At 56.5% G+C, this 20,028-nt stretch carries 19 protein-coding genes and 5 tRNA genes; 9 read left to right on the top strand and 15 right to left on the bottom strand.

Annotated features, from left to right (window positions below; translation table 11 throughout):
• Positions 1-106: 106 nt before the first annotated feature.
• Positions 107-1,027, top strand: coding sequence for a tRNA 2-thiocytidine(32) synthetase TtcA (gene ttcA, locus SR894_RS15925; protein WP_223288079.1), 921 nt, complete (start codon positions 107-109; stop codon positions 1,025-1,027).
• On the opposite strand, the gene fnr is transcribed toward ttcA, so the two are convergent.
• From fnr to ccoN, 11 genes are all read right to left on the bottom strand, one after another.
• Entirely contained in the window at positions 1,020-1,766 is a 747-nt protein-coding gene (fnr, locus tag SR894_RS15920) for a fumarate/nitrate reduction transcriptional regulator Fnr (protein WP_133729747.1), read from the bottom strand. The genes ttcA and fnr overlap by 8 nt on opposite strands.
• 84 nt (positions 1,767-1,850) lie before the next feature.
• Positions 1,851-3,284: an oxygen-independent coproporphyrinogen III oxidase gene (gene hemN, locus SR894_RS15915; protein WP_223288078.1), complete on the bottom strand. Its 1,434-nt coding sequence runs from the start codon at positions 3,282-3,284 to the stop codon at positions 1,851-1,853.
• A gap of 78 nt (positions 3,285-3,362) precedes the next feature.
• Positions 3,363-4,055, bottom strand: a complete 693-nt coding sequence (locus SR894_RS15910) for a sulfite exporter TauE/SafE family protein (RefSeq protein ID WP_223288077.1) — start codon at positions 4,053-4,055, stop codon at positions 3,363-3,365.
• Complete coding sequence (gene ccoS / locus SR894_RS15905; RefSeq protein ID WP_223288076.1) at positions 4,052-4,297, bottom strand: cbb3-type cytochrome oxidase assembly protein CcoS; 246 nt, start codon at positions 4,295-4,297, stop codon at positions 4,052-4,054. The genes SR894_RS15910 and ccoS overlap by 4 nt, the downstream gene beginning before the upstream one ends.
• Positions 4,294-6,795, bottom strand: coding sequence for a heavy metal translocating P-type ATPase (locus tag SR894_RS15900; RefSeq protein WP_223288075.1), 2,502 nt, complete (start codon positions 6,793-6,795; stop codon positions 4,294-4,296). Before SR894_RS15900 ends, ccoS begins: the two co-directional genes overlap by 4 nt.
• Positions 6,792-7,325, bottom strand: coding sequence for a FixH family protein (locus tag SR894_RS15895; RefSeq protein WP_223288074.1), 534 nt, complete (start codon positions 7,323-7,325; stop codon positions 6,792-6,794). The genes SR894_RS15900 and SR894_RS15895 overlap by 4 nt, the downstream gene beginning before the upstream one ends.
• A 6-nt stretch (positions 7,326-7,331) precedes the next feature.
• On the bottom strand, positions 7,332-8,768 hold the full coding sequence (gene ccoG / locus SR894_RS15890) for a cytochrome c oxidase accessory protein CcoG (RefSeq protein WP_223288073.1): 1,437 nt from the start codon (positions 8,766-8,768) through the stop codon (positions 7,332-7,334).
• 220 nt (positions 8,769-8,988) lie between these two features.
• Complete coding sequence (gene ccoP, locus SR894_RS15885; RefSeq protein WP_088699415.1) at positions 8,989-9,918, bottom strand: cytochrome-c oxidase, cbb3-type subunit III; 930 nt, start codon at positions 9,916-9,918, stop codon at positions 8,989-8,991.
• Positions 9,915-10,139 (bottom strand): cbb3-type cytochrome oxidase subunit 3, encoded by a 225-nt coding sequence (locus SR894_RS15880; protein WP_088699416.1) that lies wholly within the window; start codon positions 10,137-10,139, stop codon positions 9,915-9,917. The genes ccoP and SR894_RS15880 overlap by 4 nt, the downstream gene beginning before the upstream one ends.
• A 3-nt stretch (positions 10,140-10,142) precedes the next feature.
• Entirely contained in the window at positions 10,143-10,751 is a 609-nt protein-coding gene (gene ccoO / locus SR894_RS15875; RefSeq protein WP_088699417.1) for a cytochrome-c oxidase, cbb3-type subunit II, read from the bottom strand.
• Positions 10,752-10,770: 19 nt separating this feature from the next.
• Positions 10,771-12,195 carry a cytochrome-c oxidase, cbb3-type subunit I gene (gene ccoN, locus SR894_RS15870; protein WP_133729755.1) on the bottom strand — a complete coding sequence of 475 codons (1,425 nt, stop codon included), beginning with the start codon at positions 12,193-12,195 and terminating at the stop codon, positions 10,771-10,773.
• Between the two features lie 164 nt (positions 12,196-12,359).
• On the opposite strand from ccoN, the gene SR894_RS15865 reads away from it, so the two are divergent.
• From SR894_RS15865 to SR894_RS15840, 6 genes are all read left to right on the top strand, one after another.
• Positions 12,360-13,136 carry an alpha/beta fold hydrolase gene (locus SR894_RS15865; RefSeq protein WP_223288072.1) on the top strand — a complete coding sequence of 259 codons (777 nt, stop codon included), beginning with the start codon at positions 12,360-12,362 and terminating at the stop codon, positions 13,134-13,136.
• A gap of 104 nt (positions 13,137-13,240) precedes the next feature.
• Positions 13,241-13,316 (top strand) — tRNA-Val (locus SR894_RS15860).
• Positions 13,317-13,389: 73 nt separating this feature from the next.
• Positions 13,390-13,466: transfer RNA gene (locus SR894_RS15855), tRNA-Asp, on the top strand.
• A 40-nt stretch (positions 13,467-13,506) separates the two neighbouring features.
• Positions 13,507-13,583: transfer RNA gene (locus SR894_RS15850), tRNA-Asp, on the top strand.
• 81 nt (positions 13,584-13,664) lie between these two features.
• A tRNA-Val gene (locus SR894_RS15845) sits at positions 13,665-13,740 on the top strand.
• A 77-nt stretch (positions 13,741-13,817) separates the two neighbouring features.
• Positions 13,818-13,894, top strand: a tRNA-Asp gene (locus SR894_RS15840).
• Positions 13,895-14,020: 126 nt separating this feature from the next.
• Here SR894_RS15840 and SR894_RS15835 read toward each other — a convergent pair.
• From SR894_RS15835 to glcD, 4 genes are all read right to left on the bottom strand, one after another.
• Positions 14,021-14,425, bottom strand: a complete 405-nt coding sequence (locus SR894_RS15835; protein ID WP_223288071.1) for a heme-binding protein — start codon at positions 14,423-14,425, stop codon at positions 14,021-14,023.
• An 85-nt stretch (positions 14,426-14,510) separates the two neighbouring features.
• Positions 14,511-15,743, bottom strand: a complete 1,233-nt coding sequence (glcF, locus tag SR894_RS15830) for a glycolate oxidase subunit GlcF (RefSeq protein WP_223288070.1) — start codon at positions 15,741-15,743, stop codon at positions 14,511-14,513.
• A gap of 14 nt (positions 15,744-15,757) precedes the next feature.
• The gene (gene glcE / locus SR894_RS15825) at positions 15,758-16,852 is read right to left on the bottom strand and encodes a glycolate oxidase subunit GlcE (RefSeq protein ID WP_223288069.1); all 1,095 of its coding nucleotides are present in this window, start codon (positions 16,850-16,852) and stop codon (positions 15,758-15,760) included.
• Positions 16,853-16,920: 68 nt separating this feature from the next.
• Positions 16,921-18,420, bottom strand: a complete 1,500-nt coding sequence (gene glcD, locus SR894_RS15820; protein ID WP_223288068.1) for a glycolate oxidase subunit GlcD — start codon at positions 18,418-18,420, stop codon at positions 16,921-16,923.
• Between the two features lie 205 nt (positions 18,421-18,625).
• Between glcD and glcC the strand changes: the two genes are divergently transcribed.
• Positions 18,626-19,405: a transcriptional regulator GlcC gene (gene glcC, locus SR894_RS15815; RefSeq protein WP_223288067.1), complete on the top strand. Its 780-nt coding sequence runs from the start codon at positions 18,626-18,628 to the stop codon at positions 19,403-19,405.
• Between the two features lie 40 nt (positions 19,406-19,445).
• Positions 19,446-19,970, top strand: a complete 525-nt coding sequence (locus tag SR894_RS15810) for a gamma carbonic anhydrase family protein (protein ID WP_223288066.1) — start codon at positions 19,446-19,448, stop codon at positions 19,968-19,970.
• Positions 19,971-20,028: the final 58 nt, after the last annotated feature.

Below are 20,028 nucleotides of genomic sequence, written 5' to 3'. Positions count from 1 at the left end.
ATATCTTGTGTGGCTACGTCTGATTAGTTGGGTCAGGCGGTGAGTGTTGTTAGAATAGTTATTACTTTTTTATCTCACGCCTTCTACCCTCGGCAGTGCTTATACCATGCAAACTCTTGATCACTTTGATCCTGCTCACCTTAATACGGTTGGAGCCACCCCAGCTGACGCTGAGCACGACCAGCCTGAGCTGGCTGATGCGAAGCAGAAGCGTGAATTTAACAAGCTGCAAAAGCGTCTGCGCCGAGAAGTGGGCAATGCGATCATTGATTACCAAATGATCAGTGAAGGCGATCGCGTGATGGTCTGCCTCTCCGGTGGAAAAGACAGCTACACCATGCTGGAGATTTTGCGCAATTTGCAGCGCAATGCGCCGGTCAATTTCTCGCTGGTAGCGGTCAACCTGGATCAAAAACAGCCGGGCTTTCCCGAACACGTACTGCCCGCTTATCTGGATAAGCAGGGCGTGGAGTACCACATTGTCGAGCGCGATACTTACTCGGTGGTGAAAGAGAAAACCCCCGAAGGTAAAACCACCTGCGCGCTCTGTTCACGGCTGCGGCGCGGCTCGCTATATGGTTTCGCTGAAGAGATAGGCGCCAATAAGATTGCCCTGGGTCATCACCGGGAAGATATTCTCGAAACGCTGTTTCTCAATATGTTTTTTGGCGGCAATCTAAAAGCGATGCCGCCAAAGCTGTTATCCGATGATGGTAAAAATATCGTTATTCGGCCCTTGGCCTACTGCAAAGAGGCTGATATCGCCGAGTTTTCGCGGCTGATGGCGTTTCCGATTATCCCCTGCAATCTTTGCGGCTCACAGCCTAATATGCAGCGCCAGGTGGTGAAAGAGATGCTCGCCGAGTGGGACAAAAAGTTTCCTGGCCGTCTGGAAAGCATGTTCAAGGCCGTCACCAACATTGCCCCTTCCCAGTTGGCTGACCGCAACCTTTTCGATTTTGAAGGTCTAGAGGCCAAGCAGGCAGAGCTGCTGGCAGGGCGCATCCAGGCCTATAACGTCAGCTAACCGTTTGCTCTTCCTCTTCGGCGAGGGTAATCAAACGCTGCATATCGAGAATGTTGACCTCTCGCCCGGAGACCGCCACCACATTCTGTTGCTGAAAGCGGCTTAGTATGCGGCTGACCGTTTCAACCGCGAGGCCCAGATAGTTGCCGATATCAGCCCTGGGCATTGAGAGGCGAAAGCTGTAAGGCGAATAGCCTCTGCGACGAAAACGGTCCGAAAGGGTAATCAAAAAGGTGGCCAGCCGCTGATCGGCGGTTTTGCGCGAGAGTAGGCGCATCATGCGTCGGTCATCGCGCAACTCTTTGCTCATGCTCCGATACAGCTGGCCCCGCAGTTCGGGCAACTCTTCTGAGAGTAAGTCCAGGCGGTCAAAAGGAATCTCACAGACGGTGGTGGTTTCCAGGGCGATAACGCTACCGGGGTAGTGCTCTTCGTCAATGCCATCCAGTCCCACCAGCTCACTGGGTAGGTAGAAATTGGTTAGCTGTTCGCTGCCGTTACCTTCAGCGCTGGTCTGCTTCAAACTGCCCGAACGTACAGCGTAAACGCTGGTAAAGGCGTCGCCCTGACGAAACAGCGGTTCGCCTTTTTTCAGCGGCGCGCGACGACGAATAATGGCGTCAAACTGCCCCACGTCGTCCAGCTCAAGGGCAAGTGGCAGGCACAGTGAACTCAAACTGCAGGTTTGGCAGCGAGCTTCATGGAGTAGCGAGCGCCGACGGCTCATGGGTTCCAACATGCTTTGCTCCTTGAGAGAATCCCGCTTATCAATTAGAAAAGCCTTACCTATTGTAGTCGCTTTAGCATGCCTGCTTAAAGATGATTAAACAATCTTTGAGTAACGTTGGCCCGTTTGCTGCGCCAGGTGAGCATCGAACGCCATCGCTATATGGCGAATCAGCAGCTGCCCCATCGGCGTGGCGTTAAGCTGGTCGCCGCTGCGGGTCAGCAGGCCATCCTGCTCGGCGCTCTGCAGGCGCTCAAGCGCTGGCGCAAAGTAGCGGGGGGCATCGATGTTCCAGCGTTGGCTAACGGCGGCCAGGTCAATGCCCATATCGCACATCAGCCGCTCAATCACGTCCCGCCGGATCAGGTCGTCATCACTCAACCGCACGCCACGCCCGGTAGCGAGTTGACCCTTATCCAGCGCCGCTTCGTAGCTTGCCAGATCGCTCGGGTTCTGCGCATAGACGTCATCAATGCGTGAAATCGCCGAAACGCCAAGCCCGATTAAGTCGCACTGAGCGTGGCTGGAGTAGCCTTGAAAGTTACGCTGTAGCGAGCCTTCGCGCTGAGCAATAGCCAAGCTATCGTCAGGTCGGGCAAAGTGATCCATACCAATATGCACATAGCCTGCTGCGGTGAGCATTTCGATGGTGGTGCGCAGAATCGCCAGTTTCTCATCGCCACCCGGCAAGTCATCGACATTAATACGCCGCTGCGGGGCAAAGCGCTCGGGCATATGTGCGTAATTAAACACTGAAAGGCGCGCCGGGTTGAGCTCGATCACCTGGCGTAGCGTGTCGGCAAAGCTTTTTTCAGTCTGAAATGGCAAACCGTAAATTAGATCGAGATTGAGCGAGCGAAAGCCCAAACGATGCGCCTCATCCATCAGCGTTTCGGTAAGTACCCGAGGTTGAATGCGATTAATCGCTTTCTGCACCAGAGGGTTTAAATCCTGCACGCCCAGGCTAATGCGATTAAAGCCGAGGGATTCGAGATGGCGCAGCGTAAACACATCCGCTTCGCGAGGATCTATTTCAATCGCGTAATCGCGATCAGTCGACGACGAAAGGCCAAAGCGGGCATCCAGGCGATCAATCAGGTCGCCCATCTGGTTCAAGCTGAGAAACGTCGGCGTACCGCCGCCCCAATGCAGCTGCTCCACCGGTCGTGATGTATCCAAGTGGCGTGCGGTCAGCACCATTTCACGGTCAAGCCGGGCTATATAGGGCTCGGCCAGGGCGGTGTTTTTGGTTGCGATTTTATTACACGCGCAGTAGAAGCAGATTTTGCGGCAGAAGGGCACGTGAACATACAGCGAGAGCGATCGCTTGCTGGCATTGCTACGCTCCAGCGCCTGGGTCAGGTTGCTAGGGGTAAATTGCTCGTGAAACGACAGTGCCGTGGGGTAGGAGGTGTAGCGTGGGCCGCTGGTGTCGTAGCGGCGCAGTAACGCTTCATCCCACACCGGCTGCATAGGGGCTGCGGCAGCTGCGGGTGCAAGAGGCAATGCAGCGGGGGCATGAACGGGCATGAAGGGGCGCTCCGACGTTAGGAAATGCCGCTAGCCTAACCCGCGACGAAGGCGTAAAGGTTGAGCCACGTCATGCTATTAGAGATTGTGTGCGGTGAGTGTCCACAGCTGCCACAGCGCAAAAGCGATAATTGTCAGCGCTGCCACACTGCGGGTCGCGGGGTGACGTATCAAATGACTGAGTTGGCGGGCAGCGAGGCCAGTGGCAAGTAGTGCAGGCAGGGTGCCAAGCCCAAAGGCGCCCATGAGTAGCGCGCCCTGAAGCGGGTCGGCAATCGCCAGGCTCCAGGCCAGCATGGAGTAGACCAAACCACAGGGGAGCCAGCCCCAGAGTGCCCCCAGGGCAAAGGCTTGGGGAAGGTGCACCACGGGCATTAAGCGACGCCCCACGGGCTCAATAAAGCGCCATAGGCGGCGGCCTACGGCCTCAATTTTGAGCAGCCCTTTCCACCAGTTGGCGATATACAGTGCCATTAAGATCAGCATCAGCGCGGCAAATATCTGCAGCAGCAGGCGTGCCGTAGCAGAAAGGGAAAACAGCGTGCCTAGCAGCGCCACCAGCGCGCCTGCGCTCATATAGCTAATAATACGGCCTGCGTTATAGCTGAGCAGCAGGCCCCCCATGCGTGCCGGGTGGCGCATGCTAGGGGGTACTGCAAAGGTGAGCGCACTCATAATGCCGCCACACATGCCGATACAGTGGGCGCCACCCATCAAGCCGAACACAAACGCCGCCATGAGCGGCGGCAGATCGAGCCCCGTCGGATTCATGAACGGGGCTCTGGGTCGTCGGGTGAGTTTGCATCGGCTGGCGCAGCGTTTTTTTGCTTGGTTTGCTGACGCTGGCGGCGCTGCTCGGGGCTGAGGTCGTTTTCATCCTCATCAAATAGAATCCGGTGCGCCGGACCTTCTAAGTCGTCGAACTGATCATTTTTCACCGCCCAGAAAAACGCCCAGACGGCCAGGCCGAGCAAAATCAGCGAGAGTGGAATGAGCAGGTATAGAATCGTCATGCGGTTACCGGTGTTGAAGTGTCGAGCGCTGGCGCGGGCTGGGTGCGCCAGCGAGACAGTCGCAGCGCATTACCCACTACCACTAACGAACTAAGCGACATACCAATCGCGGCTAGCCAGGGCGGCACCAGCCCCATTGCTGCCAGCGGCAGCGCCGAAAAGTTGTAACACACTGACCAAATCATATTCTGGCGCATGATACGCCGGGTGGCGCGGGAAATCTCGATAGCCTCAAAAATTCGCATCAGGCGCGGGCTGAGTAGTACCGCGTCCGCGCGGGTGCGGGCTAGGTCAGTTGCGCCATTCATGGCAATCGCCACATCGGCTCCGGCTAACACCGGCACGTCGTTAATGCCGTCACCAATCATCACCACGGTTTCGCCTGCGGCTTGGAGCTCTTTTATCCGGGCTAGCTTGCCTTCCGGGCTGGTGCCCGCATGCCAGGTGGCAATATCAAGTTGGTTGGCCAAGCTTTCCACGGCATCCTGGGTATCGCCAGAGAGCAGCTCAACGCTTAACCCCAGGGCCTGGAGGGCTTTGATCGTTGCCGCAGCGTCATCGCGGACGCCGTCGTGCAAGCCGAACCAGGCGCGGGGCGCACCGTTTTCGCTAAGCAGCAGCCACTGGCCTTTGGCAGGCGCCGCTATGACGTCATCCACGGCGCCATTTATTGCGCTATCCATTGCGCCATTTATTGCAAACCTGGGCTTGCCCAACCGCCAACGAGCGCCGTTTAGGCTCCCTTCTAGCCCTTGCCCTGTGTGGCTGTGAATATCTTTGGCTTGCAGGGTAGCCTCCCGGAATGGCCGAAAGGCGCGGGCGATCGGGTGTTCCGAGTGGGCTTCAAGGGCGGCGGCAATGGCCCGTGCACGCTCGGCGGTTAATTCACCAAAGGGCTGGATTTGGGTAAGGTGCATTTCGCCGCGGGTTAGGGTGCCGGTTTTATCAAAGATCACCCGGGTCACGTTAGAGAGCGTCTCCATAGCATCGGCGCGGGTGATCAATACGCCGCGCTTACGCAGTTGGCCGTGACCGGCGGTCAGTGCTGCTGGGGTGGCCAGCGCCAGCGCGCAGGGGCAGGTTACCACCAGCACCGAAAGTAGCACCCAGAGCATCCGTGAGGGGTCGATAAACCACCAGGCGATAGTCACGCAGGCTGTGACCACTAGCAGGCGCAGCACGAATAGGTGCGCCATACGCGCAGCCATCTGGGCAAGCCTAGGGCGGCTGGCAAAGGCACGGTCGGTAAGATCGACGATACCCGCGACACGGGCATCGCGCCCGGCGTGGGTCACCCTGATGACCAGTGGGTTTTCCATGTTTTGGCTACCGCCGGTAATCGGGTCGCCCACTCGGCGGGTTATCGGTAGGTATTCACCGGTCAACATCGATTCGTCCAGGCTCGATTCGCCCTCCTCAATGATGCCATCTGCGGGCACGTCATGACCGGGCTTGATCAATACGCGATCACCGGGAGAGAGTTCGCTGGCGGGCAGAATACGCTCGCTGCCATCGCTTTCTAATCGCGTGGCCGAAATTGGCAGCACGCCGCTCAGCGCATTGCCGCTATGCCCGCTGCGGCGTCTGGCACGGCCTTCCACGTAGCGGCCAAACAGCAAAAAAAAGGTGAACATGGCCACCGAGTCAAAATAGACCTCGCCGACGTCGAATAGCACGGCATAGCTGCTAGCAAGATAAGCGCCACCAATGGCTAACGAGACCGGTACGTCCATGCCCAGTACGCCGGTGCGCAGGTCGCGCAGGGCGTTGCGGAAAAACGGCTGGGCGGAAAAAAACACCACCGGTGTGGCCAGGGCAAAGGAGAGCCAGTGAAACAGCGCGTAGAAGTCGTCGCTGATTTCACCGGGGCCGGAGACATAGATCGGGATAGAGAACATCATCACCTGCATCATGCCGACAGCGGCGATGATCAGCCGACGCACGTTCATACGCTCTTCATGCTGCATGCGCGTCTGAGCCTGATCTGGCTCGTAGGGCTGGGCGTCGTAGCCAATGGCGGCCAGTTCTGCCAGTAGTTGCGAGAGTTTCAATTGCTGGGGATCCCAGCTCACTCGCAGGCGGTGGTGGGTTAAATTCACCGCGCTGGAGGCAATCCCTGTTAAAGCATTTAAACGGTGTTCGATCAGCCAGGCACAGGCGGCACAGGTAATGCCTTCGATGGCGAGGGTCGCTTTGACATTGCCCTCATCGCCGTCGGGGTGAACAAACTGCGCCTGCAGGCCGGGGTCGTCAAACACCGACCAGGTATCGGCCTTGGCAGCCTGGCGCTCATCCGGACGTTCGGGCAGTTCGGTGCGGTAGCGGTAGTAACTTTCTAAACCACCGTCGACGATGGCATGAGCCACTGCCTCGCAGCCAGGGCAGCAGAGCGGATGGGCATGATCATCAAGGGTAATCGACCAGGGAGCCCCAGCGGGCACCGGGTTACCACAGTGATAGCAGGGCGCAGGAGTCGTTACATCCGTTACATCGCTCATTCGCTTTCTGTACGCCCTCCTGGCATTAGCGCGACGCTGTTTTCATCGGGGAACGTAGCCTCACCGGTAAGGCGCCAATCGGCATTTTCCAGCGCGGGTTGAATCTGTAGATACCAGCGGTAACGCAGGTTGTCAGGGCCTTGGGTGATATAGCGCCCATCGCGGACATGCTCAAGTACAAAGGATTGATCACGGTCATCTTCGGTCGGGAAGATAAGATCTAAATAAAGTCTGTCCGGTCGCGCATCGCCGCTTAAATCAATCACAATGTCGCTGGTAAGCGGATCAAGGCGTAAATCTGCGCTTAGGTTTAACTCTCGGGCACGGTCTTGCTTGGCAAGTACCATATTGATGGCTTTACCATGCTTGTAATAATCCTCCTGAACAACCATGCCATCGAAGCTCTTAACCGACATAACGGCAAAAGTAATGCTAAACATAATGGACGAGAGCAGAATGCCGATTAAAAACCACGGCCAAAACTGTTTATACCAAGGCGTCACCTTATCGCCAGAAGGTAGGGATGACATAGTTGCTTATCTCCTAATGTTGCCCAGGAAGCTGGTTTCGCGCTCAAGGCGAATATCCGCATCCTGTTGAGCCTGCAGCGTAAATACAATGGGATGGCTGGGTTGCTGTAAATCGTCGGGATCAGCGGTCACAGTGACGGCTTCGAAGCGCGATTCCCCTGCAGGTACTCGAATCGTACTGCTGTCTAGAGTAAGGCTGGGCAATCCAGCAACGCTCAGCTGGTAGGTGTGGTCTTGATCATCCAGGTTTCGAATGGTCAGGCTAAATACATTGCTAATCTGGCCGTCACGAGTCATTTGGTAAAGCTGGGTACGCTCGCGCTCAGCGTCAAAATTGAGCGGCATGCGGTCGTTAATGGCCCAGGCAAAGGCACCCATCATCAGCACCAGAGCGGCGAAGTAGCCGAGCAGGCGCGGGCGCATGATGTGGCTCTTTTTACCCTCAAGGGCGTTTTCGGTGGTGTAGCGCACCAAGCCTCTTGGGTAGCCCATTTTATCCATCACGCTATCGCAGGCATCAATACAGGCGGCGCAGGTAATGCACTCGTACTGCAGCCCATCGCGGATATCAATGCCGGTAGGGCAGACCTGCACGCAAAGATCGCAATCGATACAGTCGCCATAGCCTGCCTCGCGGGCTTCTAAGTGGCTTAAGCTTTTTTTGCGATGGCCACGGGGTTCGCCACGTGATTCATCGTAGGAGACGATCAATGTATCGCGGTCAAACATGACCGACTGGAAACGCGCATAGGGGCACATGTAGATGCACACCTGTTCGCGCAGCCAACCAGCGTTGAGGTAAGTAAATACCAGGAAAAAACCAACCCAGAAGTAAGACCAGCCGTGAGCTTCAAGGGTGGGAAGCTCTGTCACTAAATCGCGAATCGGCGTGAAGTAACCCACAAAGGTAATGCCGGTGGCGAGGGCAATGAGCAGCCAAGCCGTGTGTTTAGCCCCCTTGCGCCAGGCTTTGTCGGCGGTCATCGGTTGGTTATCGAGTTTGATGCGCCGATTGCGCGAGCCCTCAATACGGTGTTCAAGCCAAATGAATAGAAACGTCCAAACGCTTTGTGGGCAGGTGTAACCACACCAGACCCGGCCCGCAAAAACGGTAATAAAAAATAGCCCAAAGGCGCAGATAATCAGCAGCCATGAGAGCAGAATAAACTCCTGCGGGTAAAACGTGGCGCTAAAAATATGGAACTCACGGTTAGGCAGGTCGAAGAGAATTAATGGCCGCCCGCCGATGTTAATCCACGGTAAGAGAAAAAATGCCAGCATTAATGCCCAGTTGGCGCTGCGCCGTAACTTTTGAAAAACGCCTTTTATTTCGCGCACGTAAATGTGTCGCCGCTTGGCGTACATTTCCTGGGTAACCGTTTCAGAGGGGGCGTGATGCCCCACCGGATTCGGCGTGACGTCTTGGGTTGGTATCTTTTCCATGGCGATATTCCCGGCTCAGAAGGCAGGAGAGGTGGCACCTTTCTTCAACTAAACGAAATGCTCAATTAAACGAAGTGCTTTTTTAAGTGTGATGCTTAGTCGCGGTCTAGGCGTTTCGCTAATATTGTATCGGGTTGGGTATAAAGAAAGGGTGCGGTTTGGGGCCGCACCCTTGCTTGGCTAGCGTTGCAGACAGTAATGACTATCTGTCTGCAGTCAATCAGTCCGCTAAGCGCAGGCTGTACACGTAGGCGGCGACCAAGTGAACACGCTCTTCACCAATATAAGCCGCTTGCGCAGGCATATGGCCATTACGGCCGTTACGCAGCGTTTGACGAATAGAGTCACCGACATCCTGGCCGGGTGCCAGATAAAGCCAAGTGTTATCGGTCAGGTTGGGTGCGCCAAGAGCCGTATTACCCGTTCCGCTGGGGCCGTGGCAGGCTGCACACACCGCGCCGAAGGTGCTTTCGCCGCTCGCCGCGCGTTCAGCATCGTGCTCTTCATCAGAAAGCGACAGAACATACTGCGTAAGGTTCTCAATATTCTCCTGCCCCAACTGCTGCCAAGAAGGCATGTTGCCGTTGCGGCCTTGGTTGAGGGTGGTCAGGATATTTTCTGGTTCACCGCCGTACAGCCAGTCGTCGTCGGTCAGGTTGGGGAAGCCGTAACCGCCCTGAGCGTTGGAACCGTGACACACCGCGCAGTTGTTCTGGTAGATACGTTCAGCAACCTGCATCGCCTCGGGATCTTCGGCAAGCTCAGGAATGGGCACTTCCTGATACTGGGCAAAAATCGGTGTGAAACGCTCTTCGGCCTGAGCGACTTCCTCTTCCCACTGGCCCTCTTGCGACCAGCCCAGTATCCCCGCGTAGTTGCCCAAGCCGGGATAAAACACCAGGTAGCCCAGTGCAAAGACCACGGTTAGGACGAATAGCTGAAACCACCACTTTGGCAGTGGGTTGTCATACTCTTCGATGCCATCGGCGGCATGGCCCGTGGTTTCAACGTTACCGTCCGCGTCAGGCGTTTTATCGGTGCGGCGATTGGCCAGCAGTATCCATACGCTCAGCGCGATCGTGCCCAGCGTAATGATAATGATCCAGGCGCTCCAGAAGCCGGATAGGGAGTCACCCCATAGATTGTTCATATATTCTTATCTCCCCTGTCGTCGCGGGAATGCGCTTCGCTGTCGCGTTCACGCGAAGCGTGCTTGTCACTGGTCGGTAGCTCATCGTCGTCGGCAAAGGGCAAATTAGCCGCTTCGTCGAAATCTGGCTTGCGTCGCTTGGAGTACGCCCAGAGGGCGATGCCAATAAACGCGAAAATCAAGATTAGCGTGATGAGACCGCGAAAAGTTCCCGTATCCATAACTTAGCGAGTGCCCTCGAGCACGGTTCCGAGCTGCTGTAGGTACGCGACCAGGGCAGTGATTTCCTGAGTACCGCGAACATCGTCAGTGGCGTTGGCAATATCTTCGTCGGTGTACGGCACGCCTAGCTGGCGCAGGGTGCGCATTTTAGCGGGAGTAGCGTCACCATCGAGGGTATTTTCAAACAGCCAGGGGTAAGCCGGCATAACCGATTCAGGAACTACATCTCGGGGATTGTAGAGGTGAGCACGGTGCCAGTCGTCGCTATAGCGGCCGCCAACACGCGCCAGGTCTGGCCCGGTACGCTTGGAACCCCATAGGAAGTTGTGCTCGTAAACCTGCTCACCTGCCACGTTGTAGTGGCCGTAGCGCTCGGTCTCCGCGCGGAACGGACGCACCATTTGCGAGTGACAGCCCACGCAGCCCTCGCGGCGGTAGATGTCACGGCCTTCCAGCTCCAGAGCAGACAGCGGCTCCAGGCCTTCAACCGGCTCGGTGGTCTGCTTCTGGAAAAACAGCGGCACCACCTCAGCCAAGCCGCCGAAACTGATCACGACAAGGATCAACACGGCAAGCAGGCCAACGTTTTTTTCGACAATCTCGTGTTTCATTGGTCTCAACTTCCCCGGTTTAGGCAGCTTGTGGCGCTGAATGGCTGATAGCCTCACGACGTTTAACGGTCATGTACACATTGAACGCCATGATCAGCATACCGGTGACCCAGAAGAGGCCGCCGATTAAGCGAACAAAGTAGCCCGGCCCGCTGGCTTCAACGGATTCAACGAAGGTGTACATCAAGGTGCCGTCAGGGTTGATCGCACGCCACATCAGGCCCTGTAGAATACCGTTTACCCACATGGAGGCGATATACAGCACGGTACCGATCGTGGCCAGCCAGAAGTGCACGGCGATCAGGTTGACCGAGTACATTTCAGTGCGACCAAAGACGCGCGGGATCAGGTGATACATGGAGCCGATGGTGATCATCGCGACCCAGCCAAGCGCACCGGAGTGAACGTGACCGATTGTCCAGTCAGTGTAGTGCGACAGCGCGTTGACGGTCTTAATCGCCATCATCGGGCCTTCAAAGGTGGACATGCCGTAGAACGACAGCGCAACCACCAAGAAGCGTAGCGTTGGATCCGTGCGCAGCTTATGCCAAGCCCCTGACAGGGTCATCATGCCGTTGATCATGCCACCCCAGGAGGGGGCCAACAGGATGATGGACATGATCATACCTAGCGACTGTGCCCAGTTAGGCAGCGCTGTGTAGTGCAGGTGGTGAGGGCCTGCCCACATGTAGATCATGATCAATGCCCAGAAATGGACAATTGAGAGGCGGTAAGAGTAGATCGGCCGCTCAGCTTGTTTCGGCACGAAGTAGTACATCATGCCCAGGAAGCCTGCAGTCAGGAAGAAGCCTACCGCGTTGTGCCCGTACCACCACTGCACCATGGCATCTACCGCGCCAGCATAGATCGAGGTGGAGTACATGGGAGTGACAGGGATAGCCGCGTTGTTGACGATGTGCAGCACCGCAACCGTCAAAATAAACGCTGCAAAGAACCAGTTCGCCACATAAATATGCGACGTAGTACGTTTCTTGATCGTCATCAGGAACACGATGGCATAGCTGATCCATACGACCGCGATCAAAATGTTGATCGGCCACTCCAGCTCAGCGTACTCCTTGGTCGTGGTGTAGCCCATAGGCAGCGACACGACTGCTGAGATAATGACCGCTTGCCAGCCCCAGAACGTAAAGGCCGCCAACTTGTCAGAGAAAAGCCGCGTCTGACAGGTGCGCTGTACTACGTAGTACGACGTGGCAAAGAGCGCCGAACCGCCAAAGGCGAAAATTACGGCGTTAGTGTGTAACGGACGCAGGCGCCCAAAGCTAGTCCAAGGTATGCCAAGATTCAGTTGCGGCCAAACCAGTTGCGAGGCGAGGATGACACCCACTGTCATTCCCACAATGCCCCACACAACGGTCATAATCGCGAACTGCCGAACTACCTTGTAGTTGTAGGTCGGGTGTTCAAATGCTGTGCTCATGTCATGTTCCCATCGAACGCGGTTAGGGGGTAACCCGTGGCATTTTGCACGGGTGCGGCCACCCGCTTGATGATGCAGGTCAAGATCCGACCAAGATTATAGCGCAGCAGAGGCTTAACCTGAACACACCAATTGGTTAAAGACTGAATTATCAGGAGTGATGGGTGTCCTACTACGCTTTGTCTGGATATATCGAAGTGCCTCCCAAGGCATTAAAAGAGGCGCTTCAACGCCAACCCAATGGCGCTTTTCTGGTGCAGGGCATGGGGCCGTTGGCCATTCATGGGCAGGCCAGGCTGGGTCGATTGCTGTTTGCCCATGGCGCAGGGGCTGGTCAGCAGTCTCCCTTCATGCGTCAATTTGTCACCTCGCTGGCGGCTCAGGGTGTTCAGGTTTTATGTGTTGATTTCCCCTATATGCAGCAGATGCAGGAAACCGGCAAACGTCGACCGCCGCCACCTATCGCCCAGACCCTTGACCAGTTTGCCCAATGGTATGCGCTACTTGCTGACCTATTTGACGAACCGCTATGGATTGGAGGCAAATCGATGGGCGGCCGTGTGGCGACCCTATTTGCCAGTAAACAGCCAACCAGTAACCCGCTAGCCAGTGAACTGTCCTCTGATAGCGCGGTGCCGGGAGTGGTGGTCGCAGGTTACCCGTTTCATCCTATTAAAGCGTCTGACAAGCTACGCCTGGATCACTGGCCTGCAATTGCCTGCCCCATGCTGATTTTACAGGGCGAGCGTGACCCCTTCGGTACTCAAGACGAGGTAGCCGGCTATACATTGCCGTCGAACGTGCAGCTTGCTTGGCTGAGGGATGGCGACCATGACTTCAAGCCGCGGCGATTTTCTGGCCTGACCCAAACGGTTTTGATTGACGAAGCTACCCAAGTTGCGGCATCCTTCGTCCGCGCTCATGGCACAGGCCTTACGTAAGAGAGTAACGCGCTGTTTTAAATCCTAGTTTAGACGACAGTTTTTAAACGCAGCATGTTGACATTCGGTAAGCCTTCTGTAGAATGCAGCGCCACGTGACCAGCGGGTGGTTAGCTCAGTTGGGAGAGCACCAGCCTTACAAGCTGGGGGTCACTGGTTCGAACCCAGTACCACCCACCATCTTAAGTTGTTGAAAGATGGTCTGGAAGTGTGAAAGTAGTACCTAGTACGACTTGTATTTGATGTGCATAGCGGACCGGTAGTTCAGTCGGTTAGAATGCCGGCCTGTCACGCCGGAGGTCGCGAGTTCGAGTCTCGTCCGGTCCGCCATCATCAAATCAACGTCTGCTAAAAGTTGTTATCGCAATTCGGACCGGTAGTTCAGTCGGTTAGAATGCCGGCCTGTCACGCCGGAGGTCGCGAGTTCGAGTCTCGTCCGGTCCGCCACGATAACTGCTAAGCCAAGCTGGTGAGAACTAAGCTGGTGAGAAAAAGTTGGTAAGCACAGCAAATACTTACCAATAGATTGGGTGGTTAGCTCAGTTGGGAGAGCACCAGCCTTACAAGCTGGGGGTCACTGGTTCGAACCCAGTACCACCCACCATCGCCTACCTTTTAGAAGCGCCTCTGAACCGCTTATAACTGTTAGCTTTGATGGTTGTTTTGAAAGTGCTTTAACGTGGACCGGTAGTTCAGTCGGTTAGAATGCCGGCCTGTCACGCCGGAGGTCGCGAGTTCGAGTCTCGTCCGGTCCGCCATTAAGCATTTTGTTGTTAGCCATTTGTGTTGTTAACAACCTGTCGGCATCTGCCGAACGAATTCAAAAAAAGCCCGGATCATTGATCCGGGCTTTTTCGTATGTCTGCGTGTTAATGGGCAGTTTTTTAGCCTGTAATCGCGGCAACACCGGCTTTGGCAACCTGCACATCCTGGTCGGGTTTTACGCCGGAAATGCCCACAGCGCCCACTACATGGCCATCAACCGTAATTGGCACGCCGCCTGAGAGCAGGCCTTGCAGCGGTGCGGTGACAAACGCAGTGCGGCCGCCATTAATCATCTCTTCAAACACCTGGGTCTCTTTACGGCCTAGCGCTGCACTGCGTGCTTTGTGAGTAGCGACTTCGGCACTGAACGGGGCCGCGCCATCCAAACGCCGCAGCGCCAATAAATGGCCTCCGTCGTCGGTCACCGCGATGGTTACCGGCCAGTTATTACTGTCCGCCTCTTTCTGTGCGGCATCGAGTACGTTGATCACATCGGCCTGAGCGAGAATGGCTTTTGTTTGCATATTTAAATCCTTGTTAAGGGAGAGAGTGAAGTGGCCGCGCGGTTCAGGTCTGCGCGGCCGGGGGTTAAACGTTAGTGTTGAAGCGCTAGCTGAGCGCGGCATCGACGATTTCAACCCAGTGGCGTACCGGAGTGCGATTGGCGCCCGCCAAGTGGGTTTGGCAGCCGATATTGGCCGTTACGATCACTTCCGGCTCACCGGCCTCCAGGGCGTTGAGCTTATTGTCACGCAGCTGGGTGGCCAGCTCTGGTTGAGTGATCGAATAGGTACCCGCCGATCCGCAGCAAAGATGCCCATCCTGCACCGGGGTTAACGCAAAGCCAAGCTTGCTCAGCACGCCTTCGACTGCACCGTTAAGCTTCTGGGCGTGCTGTAGCGTGCAGGGGCAGTGGAACGCCAGTCGTTGTGACGCGTTAACGTTCAAGGCGTCCAGCGGCTCATTGCGCAGGATTTCGACGATATCTTTGGCTAGAGCGCTCACCTTTTGCGCTTTAACGGCGTAGTCAGGGTCATCCTTGAGCATGTAACCATACTCTTTGACAAAGGCGCCGCAGCCACTGGCGGTTTGAACGATGGCTTCGGTGCCTTGCTCAATGTACGGCCACCAGGCATCAATGTTGGCGCGCATGCGCGCACGGCCATCGTCCTGGGCATTAAGGTGGAAATCAACGGCGCCACAGCAGCCCGCTTCAGCCACCGGCGTTACGCTAATGCCCAGCCGATCAAGAATGCGCGAAGTGGCAGCATTGGTGTTGGGTGACAGCCCCGGCTGAACGCAGCCTTCCAGTATTAATACCCGCCGGGTATGGCGGTTGGCATCCGGGCGTTCGCCTGCATCTATCGGCGCTGCGGGCATTTTATTGCGCAGCTTGCTAGGCACCAGTGGTTTAAAGGTTTGCCCCAGTTTTAGCAGCGCTTGGAAACGTTTAGGCTCGACCATCATTTTTCGCAGCGCATAGCGCTGGGCCCGCTCAGCTGTCGGGCGAGGAACGCGCCGCTCAATTTCGGCACGGCCAATGTTGAGCAGCTTGTGGTACTCCACGCCGGAAGGGCAGGTGGTTTCACAGTTAAGACAGGTAAGGCAGCGGTCAAGGTGCAGGCGCGTCTCATCGGTGACCTGGTCGTCATCGTCGCGGCTCTCCAGCAGCTCCTTCATCAAATAGATGCGCCCACGGGGGCCATCGCGCTCATCCCCTAACAGCTGGTACGTCGGGCAGGTGGCGTTACAAAAACCGCAGTGAACGCAGGTGCGCAGAATGCGCTCCGCTTCTTGAATATGCGGTTTCTGAAGGTCGGCATCGGTAAAGTGCGTCTGCATGTCAGCTCTCCTGATTAAAACGCCGCATAAAGACGACCGGGGTTAAAAATGCCATGGGCATCCAGCTCCGCCTTTAGATTACGATGATATTTCCCCACCACGGCATTGAGCGGTGTGAACGGCTCTGCGGCGCCGCCCTGGAGCTTGGGTGTGTAGCAAGTGGCGTGGCCGCCTACTGCGCGACAGGCATCGCGTAGGGTGCTGGCATCCAGGGTGGTTTTTACCCAGCGCTGGCTACCGGCCCAATCGTAAAAAATATCGGCCTCGGGAATATCCAGCGCCAACGGTGCTGTATTTGGCGGTAGTGACAAGCGCCATAGCGCTTGGCCGTTGTTACAGGCGAAGAAAGCGTGAGTATGGTCGCGCAGCTCCTGCCAGAAGTTAGCATCAAGCGGCTCGCCGCCTAGGCTTGCCTGAGTCGCGCTAACAGAGCTTTTGCCGCCTTCCAAACGCAAAAACAGTTCGCCGTGGTGCCAAGCTGCGGCGGTAATCGGCAGCGGCTTTCGACCCGGTTCGGCGAGTTTTTTGAGTGCCTCATCCAGCCCGACGGTTAAGCGCAGGCTGTGAGTCGCGGTGGGAATAGGCAGCACTTTAAAGGAGATATCGGTCAATACGCCGAGCGTACCCTGGGCGCCTGCCATCAGGCGCGACAGGTCGTAACCGGCGACATTTTTCATTACTTCGCCGCCAAAGCGGAGCAGCTTGCCCTCCTGGGTGATGATTCGCGTGCCCAGCACAAAGTCTCGTGCAGCACCTGCCCAGGGGCGGCGTGGGCCGGAGAGGCCGGTGGCCACGGCGCCGCCAATGGTGGAAGCCTCACCAAACATGGGGGGCTCAAAGCCCAGCATTTGGTGCTTCTCGGCCAGCACTTCCTGCAGGTCGCTGAGTCGCGTGCCGGCGCGCACGGTCACCACCAGTTCCACCGGGTCGTAGCTCACAATGCCACTATGTTCGGCCATCTGCAGTGCTTGGCCTTCCACCGGTCGGCCATAGAAGGCGCGGGTATCTCCGCCTACAATGCGAAGCGGTGTGCGTGCGTCATAGGCACTGCGAACCTGTTCACACAAGGCGCCAGCGATATCGCGGTCGGCAATCGCTCGTTCAGTCATGGTCTTTCCCACTATTGGTCTTTTCCATTATTCGTTTTGGCTAATTATTATCACGGCTAGGCTAGCGGCTAGAAACGCGGCAGCTCCGGGTGCGGTAGTTCGTTGTTATGCACATGCATAGCGCCAAACTCAGCGCAGCGCGCCAGCGTCGGAATGTTTTTGCCGGGGTTGAGCAGTCGCTGTGGATCAAAGGCAGCCTTCAAGGCATGAAAAACGCTGATTTCATCCGCCTGGAATTGGCTGCACATTTGATTGATCTTTTCGCGCCCTACGCCATGCTCGCCGGTGATCGAACCGCCCGCGGCTACGCAGAGTTCCAGAATCTTACCGCCCACCTCTTCGGCAAGCGCCAGCTGGCCTTCTTTATTGGCATCAAACAGAATCAGCGGGTGCATATTGCCATCGCCGGCGTGGAACACGTTGGCCACCGCCAGGCCGCTCTCTTCAGAAAGTGCGGCAATGCCTTTCAGCACTCGGGGTAGCTCGCGGCGGGGAATAGTGCCATCCATGCAGTAGTAATCCGGCGACATGCGGCCCACCGCAGGGAAGGCGTTCTTACGCCCAGCCCAGAACTTGGCGCGCTCGGCTTCATCGCGAGCCTGCTGAATATCGGTGGCACCCGCGGCTTCCAGTACGCGGCGCACGGTATCGCAGTCGTCGTCTACGTCAGCTTCAACGCCATCCAGCTCGCAGAGCAGAATCGCTTCTGCTTCCACTGGGTAGCCTGCTTTGATGAAATCCTCGGCGGCTTTAATTGCCAGTTTATCCATCATCTCTAAGCCGCCGGGAATAATGCCTGCCGCTATGATATCGCCGACGGCGCGTCCGGCTTTCTCAATGTCATCGAAGCTCGCCATCAGCACTTTGGCGGTTTCCGGCTTGGGCAGCAGCTTGACGGTAATCTCCGTGACGACGCCGAGCATGCCCTCTGAGCCGTTCATCAATGCCAGTAGGTCAAAGCCCGGCGCATCAAAAGACTCCGCGCCCAGGGTCATGTGCTCGCCCTCGATGGTGAGCACGTCCACGCGCATGACGTTATGCACCGTTAGGCCATATTTTAAGCAGTGCACGCCGCCGGCATTTTCCGCCACATTGCCACCAATGGAGCAGGCAATTTGCGAAGAGGGATCCGGCGCGTAGTAGAGGCCGTAAGGCGCAGCGGCTTCGGAAATTGCCAGGTTGCGCACGCCGGGTTGAACCCGCGCCAGGCGGGCATCAGGATCGACTTTAAGAATTTGGTTAAAGCGCGACATCACTAGTAGCACGCCCTGTTCCAGCGGCAGCGCGCCGCCGGAAAGTCCGGTACCCGCGCCGCGGGTGACTACGGGCACGCTAAGCGCATGGCAGCGCTTGAGCAGCTCTTTCACCTGGTCAAAGGTTTCAGGCAGCGCCACCAGCATAGGTAGCACGCGGTAGGCCGCCAGCCCATCGCACTCAAAGGGGCGCAGGTCTTCTTCACGGTGCAGCAGCGTCATGTCGGGGACGGCTTGCTGCAGGTCGGTTAAAACCTCGCTTTTATCGCGCCGAACCAGTTCGCCGTCCAGGCGCTCATCAAAGAGGATATTCATTAAGACATCCCATGCTTATTATCGTTAAAGGTAAATGCTAAAACGGTCTGTAGATAACATGGCCTCAATTTGGGCTTTTTTTACCCGCCTGTCTAGGTTGTGGTGCATTGGTCTGACCAGTAATTAGTCGACTGTGTTGTCTTCTTTGTTTAGTACTGGGTTAAGTACTGGCAAGCTGGACATAAAGCCCATCAGGAGAGCTAACATGCCAGAGGAGAATCAAGCTTTGTCGCCCGGGCTGCGAATGCCGGATCAGGTGGCTACCCGGCTTGAGCGTTTAATTCTTGATGGCGTTTTTCGACCCGGCCAACTGCTTCCTTCTGAACGGCGGCTGTGCGATCGGCTGGGCGTCTCACGTGCTTCGTTGCGCGAGGGGTTGAGAATTCTGCGCAGTAAAGGAATTATCGATACCCGCCAGGGCCATGGCTCGACGGTTGCCACGCTTTTACCGGTGGGTAACCAAAGCCCATTGATGCACCTGTTTAAAGATCATCCGCGCACGCTATTTGACCTGTTAGAGGTGCGCGCCTTGCTGGAAGGGGAGTCGGCGCGGTTAGCCGCGAGTCGTGGCACCTCCGCCGACCGGGTGCTGATCACCCGACGCTATCGCGAAATGGCCGACTACGCGGAAAGTGCAGAAACCATTGATGTCGAGCGCCTAGCTCGACTTGATCACGCCTTTCACCTGGCGGTTTCCCAGGCATCCCACAACCCGGTGTTGGTGCATACGCTGCAGAGCCTGACCGATTTACTGCTCAGCTCGGTATTTGCCTCGGTCAAGCATCTTTATCACTTGCCGGCGCCCAGAACGATGATCAATCAGCAGCATGCGCAGCTGCATGAGGCGGTAGTCAACGGCGAGGCGGAGCAGGCAGAACAGGTGGCGCTGGAGCACCTCTCCAGCATTAGCCAACTGCTGCGCGATTTAGAAGAGGAGCACGAACGGCTAGAGCGCTCCTCAATGCGCCTTGAAGAGTGGCAGTAGTTCAATCATTAATACACCAACAACAACCCAGGAGGTCAACGTGGCCATTTATCAATACGGCGAGTATCGGCCCGATATTCAGGACGACGTGTATATTGCAGAAACGGCGGATGTTATCGGCCAGGTCACTTTAAAAGCACGCTCAAGTGTCTGGTATCAGGCCGTGTTGCGCGGTGATAGCGACCATCTTGAAATAGGCGAAGAGAGCAATATCCAGGATGGCGCGGTTCTCCACGCTGACCCAGGCTTTCCGCTGAAAGTAGGCAAAGGGGTGACGGTCGGGCATCAGGCCATGCTGCATGGCTGCACCGTTGGCGATGACTGTTTAATCGGTATACAGGCGGTAGTGCTCAATGGCGCGGTGATTGGTGAAAATAGCCTGGTCGGTGCCGGTGCTTTTATTAAGGAAGGCGCGGTGTTTCCGCCCAACTCGTTAATCGTTGGCTCGCCTGCCAAAGTAGTGCGGGCGCTTTCCGATGAGGCCATTGCGGGTTTGAAAAATAATGCCCAAGGCTATGTCGAGCGCGGTATGCGCCATAGTCAGGAGCTAAAGCGAATAGACTGACGCTAGCTGGCTAGATTGATCACACCAAAACGACAAAACCCCCAGGTTTAGGCCTGGG

The organism is Vreelandella neptunia (assembly GCF_034479615.1).
GTDB lineage: Bacteria > Pseudomonadota > Gammaproteobacteria > Pseudomonadales > Halomonadaceae > Vreelandella > Vreelandella neptunia.
This window is presented reverse-complemented; position numbering and strand designations above follow the sequence as displayed.